At 35.5% G+C, this 13243-nt stretch carries 17 protein-coding genes; 14 read left to right on the plus strand and 3 right to left on the minus strand.

Annotated features, from left to right (window positions below):
* Positions 1-11 precede the first annotated feature (11 nt).
* The 6 genes from ACFVR1_RS02915 (at position 12) to ACFVR1_RS02940 (ending at position 4053) form a co-directional block, all read left to right on the plus strand.
* Positions 12-458 carry a YpiF family protein gene (locus ACFVR1_RS02915; RefSeq protein WP_387580149.1) on the plus strand — a complete coding sequence of 149 codons (447 nt, stop codon included), beginning with the start codon at positions 12-14 and terminating at the stop codon, positions 456-458.
* 158 nt (positions 459-616) lie between these two features.
* Positions 617-1120 carry a QcrA and Rieske domain-containing protein gene (locus ACFVR1_RS02920; protein WP_387580151.1) on the plus strand — a complete coding sequence of 168 codons (504 nt, stop codon included), beginning with the start codon at positions 617-619 and terminating at the stop codon, positions 1118-1120.
* A gap of 20 nt (positions 1121-1140) precedes the next feature.
* Positions 1141-1815 carry a menaquinol-cytochrome c reductase cytochrome b subunit gene (gene qcrB, locus ACFVR1_RS02925; protein ID WP_387580154.1) on the plus strand — a complete coding sequence of 225 codons (675 nt, stop codon included), beginning with the start codon at positions 1141-1143 and terminating at the stop codon, positions 1813-1815.
* Positions 1816-1856: 41 nt separating this feature from the next.
* Positions 1857-2645 carry a menaquinol-cytochrome c reductase cytochrome b/c subunit gene (locus tag ACFVR1_RS02930; protein ID WP_387580156.1) on the plus strand — a complete coding sequence of 263 codons (789 nt, stop codon included), beginning with the start codon at positions 1857-1859 and terminating at the stop codon, positions 2643-2645.
* Between the two features lie 77 nt (positions 2646-2722).
* Entirely contained in the window at positions 2723-3319 is a 597-nt protein-coding gene (lhaT, locus tag ACFVR1_RS02935) for a lipoprotein heptaprenylglyceryl N-acetyltransferase LhaT (RefSeq protein WP_387580159.1), read from the plus strand.
* Positions 3320-3372: 53 nt separating this feature from the next.
* A complete protein-coding gene (locus tag ACFVR1_RS02940) occupies positions 3373-4053 on the plus strand; it encodes a zinc metallopeptidase (protein ID WP_387580161.1) in 681 nt (226 codons plus the stop codon).
* A gap of 145 nt (positions 4054-4198) precedes the next feature.
* Here the strand turns inward: ACFVR1_RS02940 and ACFVR1_RS02945 are convergent, their stop codons facing one another.
* On the minus strand, positions 4199-4420 hold the full coding sequence (locus ACFVR1_RS02945; protein WP_387580164.1) for a hypothetical protein: 222 nt from the start codon (positions 4418-4420) through the stop codon (positions 4199-4201).
* A 131-nt stretch (positions 4421-4551) separates the two neighbouring features.
* Positions 4552-5421, minus strand: a complete 870-nt coding sequence (locus ACFVR1_RS02950) for a YitT family protein (RefSeq protein WP_387580166.1) — start codon at positions 5419-5421, stop codon at positions 4552-4554.
* A gap of 108 nt (positions 5422-5529) precedes the next feature.
* On the opposite strand from ACFVR1_RS02950, the gene ACFVR1_RS02955 reads away from it, so the two are divergent.
* The 5 genes from ACFVR1_RS02955 to ACFVR1_RS02975 are packed head-to-tail and all read left to right on the plus strand — an operon-like array spanning position 5530 to position 9392.
* The gene (locus ACFVR1_RS02955; RefSeq protein ID WP_387580169.1) at positions 5530-5862 is read left to right on the plus strand and encodes a nucleotide pyrophosphohydrolase; all 333 of its coding nucleotides are present in this window, start codon (positions 5530-5532) and stop codon (positions 5860-5862) included.
* Between the two features lie 2 nt (positions 5863-5864).
* Positions 5865-6641, plus strand: a complete 777-nt coding sequence (dapB, locus tag ACFVR1_RS02960; protein WP_387580171.1) for a 4-hydroxy-tetrahydrodipicolinate reductase — start codon at positions 5865-5867, stop codon at positions 6639-6641.
* Positions 6642-6651: 10 nt separating this feature from the next.
* The gene (mgsA, locus tag ACFVR1_RS02965) at positions 6652-7059 is read left to right on the plus strand and encodes a methylglyoxal synthase (protein WP_387580174.1); all 408 of its coding nucleotides are present in this window, start codon (positions 6652-6654) and stop codon (positions 7057-7059) included.
* Positions 7060-7071: 12 nt separating this feature from the next.
* Positions 7072-8205: an N-acetyl-alpha-D-glucosaminyl L-malate synthase BshA gene (gene bshA / locus ACFVR1_RS02970; RefSeq protein WP_387580176.1), complete on the plus strand. Its 1134-nt coding sequence runs from the start codon at positions 7072-7074 to the stop codon at positions 8203-8205.
* Positions 8205-9392: a CCA tRNA nucleotidyltransferase gene (locus ACFVR1_RS02975; protein WP_387580178.1), complete on the plus strand. Its 1188-nt coding sequence runs from the start codon at positions 8205-8207 to the stop codon at positions 9390-9392. Before bshA ends, ACFVR1_RS02975 begins: the two co-directional genes overlap by 1 nt.
* Positions 9393-9923: 531 nt before the next feature.
* Here ACFVR1_RS02975 and ACFVR1_RS02980 read toward each other — a convergent pair.
* Entirely contained in the window at positions 9924-10049 is a 126-nt protein-coding gene (locus tag ACFVR1_RS02980; RefSeq protein ID WP_387580181.1) for a YjcZ family sporulation protein, read from the minus strand.
* A 270-nt stretch (positions 10050-10319) separates the two neighbouring features.
* Here ACFVR1_RS02980 and ACFVR1_RS02985 point away from each other — a divergent pair, with 270 nt between their 5' ends.
* The 3 genes from ACFVR1_RS02985 to panC all read left to right on the plus strand — a co-directional run bounded on the left by ACFVR1_RS02985 (position 10320) and on the right by panC (position 13242).
* Positions 10320-11294: a biotin--[acetyl-CoA-carboxylase] ligase gene (locus ACFVR1_RS02985; protein ID WP_387581211.1), complete on the plus strand. Its 975-nt coding sequence runs from the start codon at positions 10320-10322 to the stop codon at positions 11292-11294.
* Positions 11295-11564: 270 nt separating this feature from the next.
* On the plus strand, positions 11565-12419 hold the full coding sequence (gene panB / locus ACFVR1_RS02990; protein ID WP_387580184.1) for a 3-methyl-2-oxobutanoate hydroxymethyltransferase: 855 nt from the start codon (positions 11565-11567) through the stop codon (positions 12417-12419).
* On the plus strand, positions 12397-13242 hold the full coding sequence (panC, locus tag ACFVR1_RS02995; RefSeq protein WP_387580187.1) for a pantoate--beta-alanine ligase: 846 nt from the start codon (positions 12397-12399) through the stop codon (positions 13240-13242). The genes panB and panC overlap by 23 nt, the downstream gene beginning before the upstream one ends.
* The last annotated feature ends 1 nt before the right edge of the window (position 13243 follow it).

A 13243-nucleotide genomic window follows, 5' to 3' on the forward strand; every position in this document is an offset into this window, starting at 1 on the left:
GAGAGATAATTATGCATTGGAACGGAAAAGATAGTGCAGTATTTCAAGCACAAAAAGAGTATATCGATACAGCAATAATTCCATTAACATTAATAGATGGTTCTGAAAATGGATTTCAATTTGCGGCTTCGGCTGCAGATTTCACTTTATCATTAGGAAATTTAATTGAAAATCAATTTAAAGGAAGGATTGTTTTATTTCCTTCCTTCTCTTACACAAAAAATCAGGACAAGCACTTATTGTTAGAAAACTGGACGGAAGAATTGAAAAAAGCACAATTTAAACATATATTTTACATTACTTCTGATCGAGATTGGACTATAATGGAAGAAGATATAAATATTTTCTGGATTCCTTCAATACCTTTAGAATCTATGGATCAAAAAATGAAGAATTCAGTCTTAGAAGACCAGCTTCGACAACTTATTCCTACTTTTGCAAAAAAATGGGCAAATTAGTGACAACATCTTTCATTAATTGTTCACAAAGTTCATAATTCGTCTCTCGGAAATATTGACCTACCTTTTTTATTGATATATCATGTATATGTCCTAGTATTATTAATTCAAGCAAGTATGTCCATTGGACTGACCTTTAAGTTAGAGGGGGGAAAAGGATGAGTAACAATAAGGTTTCAAGACGTCAGTTTCTAAGTTATACATTAACAGGTGTTGGCGGATTTATGGCAGCTGGAATGCTAATGCCTATGGCACGTTTTGCAATTGATCCAGTTTTGCAAAAAAAATCTGGTGGAGACTTTGTACAAACTGATAAAAAGGTTGCAGACATTACGAAAGTTCCTGTACGCGTTGACTTCACTTTTGAACAAGTGGATGCATGGTACAAGTCTGATGTAACGAATACTGCATGGGTATACAAAGAAGGAGATCAAATTATCGCTCTTTCTCCAACATGTAAGCATTTAGGTTGTACTGTGAACTGGGAAGGTGACCCAGCCCACAAAAATCAATTCTACTGTCCATGTCATGGTGGTCGCTATGAGAAAAACGGAAAGAATGTTCCAAAAACACCACCTCTAGGTCCGTTGGATCAATATGAAGTTCGTGAAAAAGACGGTTTCATAGCAATTGGAAAAGCTATACCTAACACATTAGTTTAAAGTAAGGGGGTACGACATCAGTGCTGAATAAAATCTATGATTGGGTGGATGAACGTTTAGATATTACACCAATATGGCGTGATATCGCAGACCACGAAGTACCAGAACACGTAAACCCTGCTCACCATTTCTCTGCATTTGTATATTGTTTTGGAGGATTAACGTTCTTTATAACTGTTATTCAAATTCTATCAGGTATGTTTTTAACGATGTATTATGTGCCGGATATTGTTAATGCATGGGAATCTGTATACTATCTTCAAAACGAAGTAGCGTTTGGTGAAATCGTGCGAGGAATGCATCACTGGGGAGCATCTCTTGTTATTGTTATGATGTTCTTACATACATTACGTGTATTCTTTACTGGTTCTTATAAAAAACCTCGTGAACTAAACTGGATGGTCGGAGTATTAATCTTCGCTGTTATGTTAGGTTTAGGATTTACGGGTTACTTACTACCTTGGGACATGAAAGCTTTGTTCGCTACAAAGGTAGGTATTCAAATTGCAGCATCTGTTCCACTGATTGGTGGAGCCATTAAAACATTATTAGCCGGTGATGAACATATTATCGGAGCAGAAACATTAACAAGATTCTTTGCGATTCATGTGTTCTTCTTACCAGCTGCATTATTTGCTCTACTTGCAGCTCACTTTATCATGATTCGTCGTCAAGGTATTTCTGGACCACTATAATGGGTAAGTGGGTCAGATAATTCTTAAAAGGAGGGGACATTATGCATCGCGGAAAAGGTATGAAATTTGTTGGGGACTCTCGTGTAACAGATCCAGCAAGCAGACCAAAGAAAATGCCGAAAGACTATTCTGAGTATCCAGGTAAAACAGAAGCTTTCTGGCCTGACTTTTTATTAAAAGAATGGTTAGTCGGTGCTGTTTTCTTGGTAGGTTATTTAGTGTTGACTGTTGCTCATCCATCGCCACTTGAGCGTCCGGCTGATCCAGCTGACACTGCATATATCCCAATGCCAGACTGGTATTTCTTATTTTTATACCAATTATTAAAATACGAATTTGCTTCAGGACCATATAATGTTATTGGAGCTATCATTATTCCAGGATTAGCATTTGGCGCACTTTTATTAGTTCCATTTTTAGATACAAGCAAAGAAAGAAGTCCTTGGAAACGTCCGTTACCAACTGGATTTATGCTTCTTGCTCTTGCTTCAATGATCTTTTTAACTTGGGAATCAGTAGTAAACCACGACTGGGTTGCTGCTAAAGCTCAAGGGGAAATTAAAGCACCAGTTGCTAAAGTGGAATTTGATACAGAGTCTGAAGGGTATAAAATTTATTCACAAAATTCATGTATCGGTTGTCATGGTAACGCTTTTGAAGGTGGAATAGGTAAACCGTTAATCGGCTTAAAATATTCAGCTGATGAGATCGTTAAAATTGCACAAGAAGGATTACCAGGTGGTATGCCAGGTGGTACTTTCAAAGGTACAGATGAAGAACTTCATAAGCTTGCAGAGTTTATTACAACTCTACAACCTGCAGGGAAATAAATAGCTTAAGCTAAACATAAAAAAGAGTCAGGAAACTGACTCTTTTTTTTTACCTATACATATTTAGGGGTGTTTTCATGAAAGATCTAATGATGTTTTTGAAAGTAATACTCTATAACAAATCATTTATGTGGCTGCTATTCATTGTTAACCTATTGGGCACGATATATGGTTTTTACTGGTATGGTTCACAGCTTGCCATTACCGAGCCTAAATTTTATATATTTGTTCCGGATAGTCCAACTGCTAGTTTATTTTTTACTATCGCTTTATTGGGATGGTTGTTTAAGAAAAATTGGAAGCTAGTCGAAGTGCTTGCATTAATTACTCTTGTGAAATATGGTTTGTGGGCAGTTGTAATGAATATTTGGACATATATAGAAACAGGCTCAATTGGTTGGATGGGCTGGATGTTAGTCATTTCTCATTTCGCCATGGCACTTCAAGCTATTTTATATATTCCCTTTTATAGATTTAAATGGATTCATATTTTGATCGCATCTATTTGGACTGTACATAATGATATTATCGATTATGTATTCGATCAAATGCCTATTTATAGTAACTTAAGTTCATATGCAAATCAAATTGGTTATTTTACATTCTGGTTGTCTATTTTTTGTATATTAATCGCAATTTTCAATTATCAAAGAAGGTCAAAGCTTATTTGTTGATAGATATAGACTTACCATTTAAAATAGAAGTATAGAAAGAGAGGGGGATTTAGTTGAGTTCATATATCGTTTACTTCGTGATAATTTTGTTGTTGCCTTTATATGCACAAATGAAAGTGAAAAGTACGTATAATAAATATTCAAAAGTCCGCTCAACATCTGGTATGAGCGGTGCACAAGTTGCGAGAACTATTTTAGATGCAAATGGATTATATGATGTAAAAGTGATCGAAAGTAAAGGATTTTTAAGCGATCATTACAATCCTATGACTAAGGTCGTTGCATTATCTACCCAAAATTATCACGAGGCATCTGTTGCTGGTTCAGCAATTGCAGCTCATGAGGTTGGACATGCGATCCAACATAAAGAAGCTTATTCGTTTTTAACATTAAGACATAAATTAGTACCTTTAGCGAATATTTCTTCCAATGCATCTTGGATTTTTGTGATGATTGGTATTTTTGCTAGCCTAAGTAATATGCTACTTTTAGGTATTGTTTTACTTGGAGTTGGGGTTGTATTTCAATTCGTAACACTTCCAGTTGAATTCAATGCTTCTAGTCGAGCGTTGGACCAAATGGTATCCTTAGGTATTATTCGAAATGAAGAAGAGCGCCATGCGAAGAAAGTATTAAGTGCTGCTGCTTTAACATATGTAGCTGCTACAGCAGTTGCTGTTCTTGAGTTATTACGTTTAGTATTAATCTTCACAGGTATGAATAGAAATGATTAATTAAAAAGTAGAAATTTTAAAGGATTGTTCTTTGTCACAATAGACTAAGGACAATCCTTTTTACATGTACCCTTATGCTAACCTTTAGATGAGTTGGAATTGGAAGTCAAACTTTTTTACCAGTGTTTATAGTACTTTTAATGAATTAAATAATACCGCGAATTTTCGTTTCAGGTTGGTGCGTTCCGCGAGGTGAGCGATGAGTCATCACCGCCGCTACACTTTCGTTGGAGGCGACTTCTGCGGGAATAGCTGATATTTTCTGCACCGAAAGCGAAGCGGCAGGTGCATGAGCGGAAGAACCCGCAGGAACGCAGGAGAGGGAAAGAAGGCTAAAGGCGTCTCTTCCCTGAGGCAACGCCTTCATGACCAACATCCCGTTGGCCAAGGAGACTGAAGCTAGGCCAGCGAAAAGCGTCCGCCATAGCGTAAATCAACCATTTCTAAGTTCTCTAATTAAAAGAACCGGGCGTCTTTTTGCCCGGTTTTTCTTATTCGTTAGTCTATTGGTCTTTTCTCATCGTCGAGTGTGAAACCTTCACCCATTACATCATGCACCTCAGTCAAAGAAACAAATGCATGTGGATCAATAGATGTGATAATCGACTTCAAACGGACGATTTCATTTTTACCAATGACACAATAGAGAACTTCTCTTTCGTTTTTTGTATAATGTCCATATCCTTTTAATACAGTGACTCCGCGTTCCATTTCTAAAGAAATACGAGTTGCAATTTCGTCCTGTAATTCAGAGATGATAAACGCGCCTCGAGCAGCATAAGCCCCTTCTTGTACGAAGTCGATTACTCTAGCCCCCACAAAAACTGCAACTAAAGTATACATCATAGATCGTTCGTCTAAAAACGTAAGCCATGATATTAATATAACGAAAGAATCGAACATAAACATCGTTTTCCCCATACTCCAACCAAGATACTTATGTGCAAGACGGGCAATTATATCAACCCCTCCAGTAGTGCCACCAAATCTAAAAATAATACCTAAACCTACTCCCGCAAAAACACCTGCAAATAAGGAAACTAGAAGCATATCATCCTGCAAACCAATATCTATTTCGTACATGTGGAATATTTTTAGAAATATCGATACAGAAACTGTACCAATAACCGTGTAAGCAAACACCTTTTTACCTAATAGTTTCCAACCTAAAATAAACATAGGAATATTCAATAAAAGGTTCATTAATGCTACATCCCATTTAAATACGAAATATAATATTAAAGTAATTCCTGCAAATCCACCTTCTCCAAGTTCGTTTTGCATATTAAAGTGTACAAAACCAAAACTATAGATAGCAGACCCAATAATAATAAAAATTATATTTTTAAGTTTTAAACCTATTCCCATGAATTCACCTCTAATATATATATATTATAGTTAATATTATCAATCATTTGTTTGCTTTTGACAACCAGTGTATATTTTTAATAGGATGAGATTAGGAGTGTGAAAATAATGGCTGAAAATAAAACATTAAACGAATTACAAAATGAAGTAGATATATATATAAATCAGTTTAAGGAAGGTTATTTTCCTCCAATGGAACTGTTAGCAAGATTAACAGAAGAGTTAGGTGAGCTTTCTAGAGAAGTCCAACATAAATATGGCACTAAGAAAAAAAAGAAAACGGAAGTAGAAAAAGAAATTGCAGATGAATTAGGAGATTTCTTTTTTGTATTAATTTGTATGGCAAATGCTGAAGGTATAAACTTACAAGAGTCATTACAAAATGTCTTAAAAAAATACAATACAAGAGATAAAGATCGTTGGACTAAAAAGGAGGAATAGTTATGGTTATTAAAGTAGCGATAGCAGGACCAAGAGGGAGAATGGGTAAACAAGCAGTAGCAACACTGATTAAAAATAATGAGTTTTTATTGGTGAGTGTATTAGATCATAAAAATGAAGAGAGATTTTTGGAACATGATATTCCTGTTTTTACTTCATTGGAAGAACTAATCTATCATACCAAACCAGATGTATTAGTCGATTTGACAGTGCCATCCTGTGTATTTGAGCATACAATTACTGCCTTAGAAAATGGTGTAAGACCAGTTATTGGTACAACTGGCTTTACTGATTTACAATTAGAGGAGGTTAGGAAGAAAGTAGAAGAAAAAGAAATCGGCTGTATTATTGCCCCTAACTTTTCAATTGGTGCGGTTCTGATGATGAAATTTTCACAAATGGCTGCTAAATATTTAACTGATATTGAAATTATAGAGATGCATCACGACCAAAAAGTGGATGCTCCCTCAGGTACAGCTTTAAAAACAGCCCAAATGATAAATGATGTAAGAGAATCTTTTGAACAAGGACATACAGATGAAAAAGAACTAATTGAAGGTGCTCGAGGGGCAAACATTTCTGGAATGCATATTCATAGTGTACGATTACCAGGTTTAGTCGCACATCAGCAAGTGCTTCTAGGAGGAGAAGGACAGCTATTGACCCTTCGTCATGATTCATTTGACCGGACCTCGTTTATGTCTGGAATAGTATTATCAATCAATGAAATAATGAAACATAATACACTTATATACGGCTTAGAGAAACTTATATTATAGGAGGAAAATAATGAGAATCGCATTAGTGGCACATGATAAAAAAAAGGATGATTTGATCCAATTTGTAACTGCATATAAACCTTATTTAGAAATTCATGAATTATTTGCAACAGGAACGACCGGTACAAGAATAATTAATGAAGTGGGTTTATCTGTTTTTAGATATAAGTCAGGGCCACTTGGAGGGGATCAACAGATTGGATCTGCCATTGCTAATAATGAAATGGATATGGTTATTTTCTTTCGTGATCCCCTAACGTCTCAGCCACACGAACCAGATGTATCAGCATTAATAAGACTTTGTGATGTCTATCAAATACCTCTAGCAACTAATATGGGAACAGCAGAAGTATTATTAAAAGGATTAGAGGAAGGCTTTTTGGATTGGCGATTATTAGAAGAAAGACGTTCACGATAAGGAAGTGATTAGATGAGAAAACTAAAGATTGGCATTACTTGTTATCCTACAGTAGGTGGCTCTGGAGTTATTGCTACTGAACTTGGAAAAATGCTCGCAGAAAAAGGACATGACATACATTTCATAACTTCAAGTATGCCTTTTCGATTAAACAAAATGTATACAAATATTACATATCATCAAGTAGAAGTAAATAGCTATTCTGTCTTCCAGTACGCACCCTATGATATTGCATTAGCAAACAAAATGGCAGAAGTAATAGAAGATGAAGGGCTGGATGTTCTACATGTGCATTATGCAATTCCTCATGCTGTATGTGCAATACTTGCAAAAGATATGGCAAATTCCGACATAGGAATTGTTACTACTTTACACGGAACTGATATTACCGTCTTAGGAGACGATTCGTCTTTGTCGGGAGCAATTCGGTATGGTATTGAAAAATCTGATATTGTAACTGCTGTTTCTGATTCATTAGTAAGTCAAACGATGGAATTAATCGCTCCTCGAAAAGAAATAGAAACCATTTATAATTTCGTTGACGAACAAGAATATTCACAAAAAGAAGTGGGAAATCTAAAAGAATTATTAGGAATTAGATCGGATGAAAAAGTTATTATACATGTTTCAAACTTTAGAAAAGTAAAACATGTTCCTGATGTGGTGAAAAGTTTTGAACTTATTCGAGAAGAAATTCCAGCAAAATTATTGTTAGTGGGGGATGGACCTGAAAAACATCCGGTAATGGAATATGTTAAAGGAAGACCGATTGAAAAAGACGTATTATTTTTAGGCAAACAAGACAACTTATCTGAACTATATTCAATTTCTGATTTGATGCTACTTCTCTCTCAAAAAGAGTCATTCGGATTAGTATTACTCGAAGCTATGGCATGTGAGGTGCCTTGTATAGGAACAAATGTTGGTGGTATTCCTGAAGTTATCACTCATGGAGAAAACGGATTTTTAGTTGAATTGGGGGATATTTCAAAAGTGGCAGAGTACGGTGTGAAAATTTTGAAAGATCCTGTCTTACATAAAAACTTAAGCGAAACATCCTTGCGAATTGTTCAAGAGAGATTTAGTTCTTCTAATATTGTTGCACAATATGAAGAAATGTATGAAAGAGTGGCGAGAAAAAAATGATGAGAAGTCGGTGGCCTGTCGCATATCAAGTAATTGAGAAACTTGAGAATGCAGGATTTGAAGCATATGTTGTAGGAGGAGCGGTCCGTGATTTTATAAGATCAGTTCATGCAAATGATTTGGACGTCACAACAAATGCAACACCGAACGAAGTAAAACAGTTATTTGAACATACGATTGATGTAGGGATAGAACATGGAACGATACTTGTTGTATTAAAAGAAACGATTGAAGTGACTACTTTTAGGTCCGAAGATACTTATTCTGATTTTAGAAGACCGGATAATGTTACCTTTGTCCGTTCACTACAGGAAGATCTTCAAAGAAGAGACTTTACAATGAATGCAATGGCCTTAAAAAAAACGGATGAACTGATTGATTATTTTGGTGGAAGAGAAGATATTGAGAAGAAACTAATTCGGGCTGTTGGTGATCCAAACATGCGTTTTACGGAAGATGCTTTACGTATGCTTAGAGCAATTCGATTTTCAGCACAATTAGATTTTTCATTGCATCCTCTAACACTAAAAGCCATTCAGGAGAAACATCATCTTATCAAACATGTGTCAATGGAAAGAGTTAAAGTTGAACTAGAAAAAATTTGGAAAAGTAACCAAGTAGAAAAAGGAATGAAATTATTAGTTACGAGTAAATTAGCTTTAAATTTCCAAGGTGATTGGGAATCTTCTTTTGAAAAATGGAATGGATTTTTATTGTTCCAAAATGTAGCGAATGGGTGGGCATTTTTTGCACTTATGCAGCAATCAACAGATATTAATACTCTATTAAGTTATTATAAATGCTCCAATGCAGAAAAAGCGCATGTGAAGCAAGTTTTGCTTGCAGTAGAGAAATTGAAATTAGGACCATGGACTACATATGATCTATTCCAATATAATGAAGAGATATTAAGAGCAGCGGCTCATTATGCTAAAACCATTCTAGATGTTCATTTACATTATTCAATAGAACAGATTAATCGAATAAAAGATGCCATTCCAATTACAACTGCAAGAGACATAGTTATTAATGGAAATGAACTAATGGAATGGAAAAATGAAAAAAGAGGTCCATGGATAAAAGAGGTCCTGGAGAAGTTAACGAGAGAAATTGTAAATGGACAAGTTCTAAATGAACGTGAACACATAAAGGAATGGTTTTTTCGTGAATATGACATTCGAAAGTAAATAACCAGGATTTATTAATAATTTTCGATCGAGTTAATTTCATAAATAGCATTTGATTATTAAAACACTAACAATATTTAATTTATTGATTGGAGTGATAGGCGGCGACTCCAGCGGGAAGAGTGAGACAAATGAGCCATTACAAACGACGTGCGGCGGTGATGGCTCAACGCTCACCCCGCGGAAAGCGTCCGCCTATAGCGGAAATCATGCTGATTTATGAAGAGTATATTATACATATTCATACATTTCACTTTAAAATTGTTCGTGTTTTGAATTATGAAATTGATTCAATTAATAATTTTTATTAATACTAGTCTTCAAAGCTAAAAAAGTAGAGGAGGAACTAATAATTTCCACACTCTACTCTTGCTTATAAGAAAATTGTTGATAAATATGACATCCCTGCGGGAATAACGTTAGCAAGAGCCCTTCTAAAGTTCGAGGATGCTGAAGCAACGTCACGGAGAATGAGCAATACCTATGATTTTCTTTCGTATTGGACAGACCCTAAATGCTCTATAGAATTAGTTAGCAGCCATATCCGCCATATCCGCCGCCTAAAAAGCTTGCGCCTATAATTATCAACAGTATAAACAGAACAACAACTAAAGCGAATCCATTTCCTGTACCATATCCACCAACTGCATTACCCATACAAATCACCTCCAATATTCAAGATAGTTCATTCTATGTTAAAATTGGGATTTTGTCTGATTCATTTGTAAGGTTTGAAAAAAATCTAAAACCACTGAAGCCTTATTGTCACCAAAGGATCAAAATGGAACAATTTATGAGTTTAGATTCAACTTTTAAGATTATCTCAGACTGTTTGTGATAATATTGTTATTAATTAACTAATCAAACATGATAAAGTGCTTGTTTTCATGATAGTAAACTTAAAAAAGGAATGGTTTTTTCGTGAATATGACAAATAAAGAAAAGATTCTTTCCCAACTGCTGGTGGCAAAAGGGGAACCAATTTCAGGTCAAAAACTAGCGGATGAATTATCAATTTCCCGCACAATGATTTGGAAACATCTCAAAGCCTTGGAAGAGGAAGGTTATGTAATTGAGGCGGTAAAGAAAAAAGGATATATTCTAATTTCTACTCCAGATATAGTTTCTAAAGAAAGAATAACAACTTATTTGCAAACTTTGCAGTTAGGGCATAACATTTTATATTATCCAGTTTGCGATTCCACACAGAACATTGCAACAGAGAAGGCACGAAACGGGGCTTCACATGGTACTGTAATTATTACAGAACAGCAATCTGCTGGAAGAGGAAGATTAGAACGAGCATGGGACTCATCTGCAAATAAAGGGATCTGGATGAGTGTTGTCATTCGTCCTGAAATTAGTCCTCATATGGCACCTCAATTTACACTTGTATCAGCAGTAGCCATTACAAAGGCGATTGAAGAAATGACTGACATTGTTCCAGAGATTAAATGGCCGAATGACCTATTGATAAACGGAAAAAAAATGACTGGCATATTAACTGAACTTCAAGCAGATATGGACCGTGTTCAATCCATCATTATTGGGATTGGGGTTAATGTAAACCAGGAACTAGAATCTTTTGATCAATCCATTCAGTCCATTGCTACTTCATTAAAAATAGAAACAGGACACGAGATTAATCGAGCTGCTTTAGTTGCTAAAATCCTTTTTTACTTAGAAAAATATTCTACAATATATGTTGAAAAAGGTTTTGAGCCAATAAAGTTACTTTGGGAAAGCTATAGTTGTACAATAGGAAAACGAGTAAGAGCAACTCTTTTAAGAGAAACTCTAGAGGGAATTGCTATTGGTATTACAAATGATGGTGTGCTTCAGCTTCGATTGGATAATGGTGAAATAAGAGGAATATATTCAGCAGATATACATCTAACATGAGCCAACTAAAGACTTCAAAAAGGCCAAGCGTATTGGATATAACAAATAATTATTTGGACTAATTGGTAGTAATCTGTTAATCTATATGCGAAGGGTAGTATCCTAATCGAACTGCACCTGAAATATTTGGAACTAAAATTTAATAGTCTGCCTTGATCACGATAGACAGGGACGGAGAAAACCTATTTCTTACATTTTCTGCCCTTCTGTCCACTTTCGGATTGAAGGGCTTTTATTGGTTTTCTTCTCAAAAAAGAGGAGGAGTAAAAAATGAAATTAACTAGTAGTTTTGTAGACATGAAGAAAAATGGTGAAAAGATTTCCATGGTAACAGCCTATGACTTTCCATCTGCTAAATTTGCAGAAAATGCTGGTGTGGATATGATTTTAGTTGGAGACTCAGTTGGAATGGTTGTTCTTGGATATGATTCCACGGTACTTGTGACGCTTGATGATATGATTCATCATGGAAAAGCGGCAAGAAGGGGAGCTCCAAATACTTTTTTAGTAGTAGATATGCCTTTTGGTACGTATCATGGTTCACTAGATCAAACGCTTTTAAATGCGGTGAAAATTATGCAGCAAACAAATGCTCAGGCAGTTAAAGTAGAGGGTGCAGATGAAGTAATTCCAGTTATTCAAAAGTTAACTTCTGCAGGAATACCTGTAGTTGCGCATCTTGGGTTGCTTCCTCAATCAGCTGGAGTGCTAGGCGGTTATAAAGTACAAGGTAAAACTGCAGCAGCAGCAGAAAAACTAATATCTGATGCAAAAAAATGTCAACAAGCAGGTGCTTGTGCAGTTGTGCTAGAATGTATTCCCCATCAACTAACGGAGAAGGTTTCAGGAGAATTGATTATTCCAACAATCGGAATAGGTGCAGGAGTTCAAGCTGATGGGCAAGTGCTAGTCTTCCATGACATGGTGAAATATGGTGCACATCATATACCAAAGTTTGTGAAGGAATATGCAAATGTAGGGGTTTACATCGAAGAAGGAATCGTGCAGTATGTGCAAGATGTCAAAAGCAAAAGGTTCCCAGCAGAACAACATCAATTTACAATGAAAGAAGATCAACTTTTACAATTGTACGGAGGCAATCATGAAAACAGTTCAAACAATTAATGAATTACAAAACATTTTATATAGCAATAAGGGAAAAACCATCGGATTAGTACCAACAATGGGTTATTTACACGAGGGACATTTAGCTCTTCTAAATAAGGCAAGAGAAGAAAATGATATTGTTGTGTCAAGTATATTCGTCAATCCAGCACAATTTGGACCAAATGAAGATTTAGATCGCTACCCTAGAGATATAGAGCATGATACAGAACTAGCAACAAAAGCAGGAGTAGATTTTCTATTTGTTCCCTCTGCAACTGAAATGTATCCATTCGAAAGTGGAATTACGATTCATGTGGGCGAACTTTCTACTAAACTTTGTGGGGAAAGCAGACCTGGCCATTTTGATGGAGTTTTAAAAGTTATTACGAAATTATTTCATTTAGTACAGCCAACTAAAGCATATTTTGGTCAAAAAGACGCACAACAACTTGCGATTATCGAAACTTTCGTGAATGCCTATAACTTCCCTGTACAAATTGAAAGAGTTTCTACTGTACGAGAAGCGGATGGATTGGCAAAAAGTTCTCGTAACGTGTTTTTAAGTGTTAAAGAAAGATCAGAAGCTATTCATCTTTTTAAAGGACTTACAGTCGCAACTGAAACCTGGAAAGAAACAAAAGATATAAATGAGGCGCTCAATAGAGGGAAATCATATATTGAACAGAATACTTCTGGTAAAATAGATTATTTTGAAGCATTATCCTATCCAAACTTACAACCAGAATTTAACCATGCAGAACAAATCTTATTCGCAACGGCAGTATTTTTTGAAAATGCTCGTTTAATTGATAATATTATTGTAGATGTAAAGGAAGTGTAAT

Source organism: Psychrobacillus sp. NPDC058041, assembly GCF_042885655.1.
GTDB lineage: Bacteria > Bacillota > Bacilli > Bacillales_A > Planococcaceae > Psychrobacillus.

Coding starts and splice junctions, on each gene's coding strand:
- ACFVR1_RS02915 (WP_387580149.1), top strand. CDS start 12: ATGCATTGGAACGGAAAAGATAGTGCAGTATTTCAAGCACAAAAAGAG.
- ACFVR1_RS02920 (WP_387580151.1), top strand. CDS start 617: ATGAGTAACAATAAGGTTTCAAGACGTCAGTTTCTAAGTTATACATTA.
- ACFVR1_RS02930 (WP_387580156.1), top strand. CDS start 1,857: ATGCATCGCGGAAAAGGTATGAAATTTGTTGGGGACTCTCGTGTAACA.
- lhaT (WP_387580159.1), top strand. CDS start 2,723: ATGAAAGATCTAATGATGTTTTTGAAAGTAATACTCTATAACAAATCA.
- ACFVR1_RS02945 (WP_387580164.1), bottom strand. CDS start 4,420: ATGAAGGCGTTGCCTCAGGGAAGAGACGCCTTTAGCCTTCTTTCCCTC.
- ACFVR1_RS02950 (WP_387580166.1), bottom strand. CDS start 5,421: ATGGGAATAGGTTTAAAACTTAAAAATATAATTTTTATTATTATTGGG.
- ACFVR1_RS02955 (WP_387580169.1), top strand. CDS start 5,530: ATGGCTGAAAATAAAACATTAAACGAATTACAAAATGAAGTAGATATA.
- dapB (WP_387580171.1), top strand. CDS start 5,865: ATGGTTATTAAAGTAGCGATAGCAGGACCAAGAGGGAGAATGGGTAAA.
- mgsA (WP_387580174.1), top strand. CDS start 6,652: ATGAGAATCGCATTAGTGGCACATGATAAAAAAAAGGATGATTTGATC.
- bshA (WP_387580176.1), top strand. CDS start 7,072: ATGAGAAAACTAAAGATTGGCATTACTTGTTATCCTACAGTAGGTGGC.
- ACFVR1_RS02975 (WP_387580178.1), top strand. CDS start 8,205: ATGAGAAGTCGGTGGCCTGTCGCATATCAAGTAATTGAGAAACTTGAG.
- ACFVR1_RS02980 (WP_387580181.1), bottom strand. CDS start 10,049: ATGGGTAATGCAGTTGGTGGATATGGTACAGGAAATGGATTCGCTTTA.
- ACFVR1_RS02985 (WP_387581211.1), top strand. CDS start 10,320: ATGACAAATAAAGAAAAGATTCTTTCCCAACTGCTGGTGGCAAAAGGG.
- panB (WP_387580184.1), top strand. CDS start 11,565: ATGAAATTAACTAGTAGTTTTGTAGACATGAAGAAAAATGGTGAAAAG.
- panC (WP_387580187.1), top strand. CDS start 12,397: ATGAAAACAGTTCAAACAATTAATGAATTACAAAACATTTTATATAGC.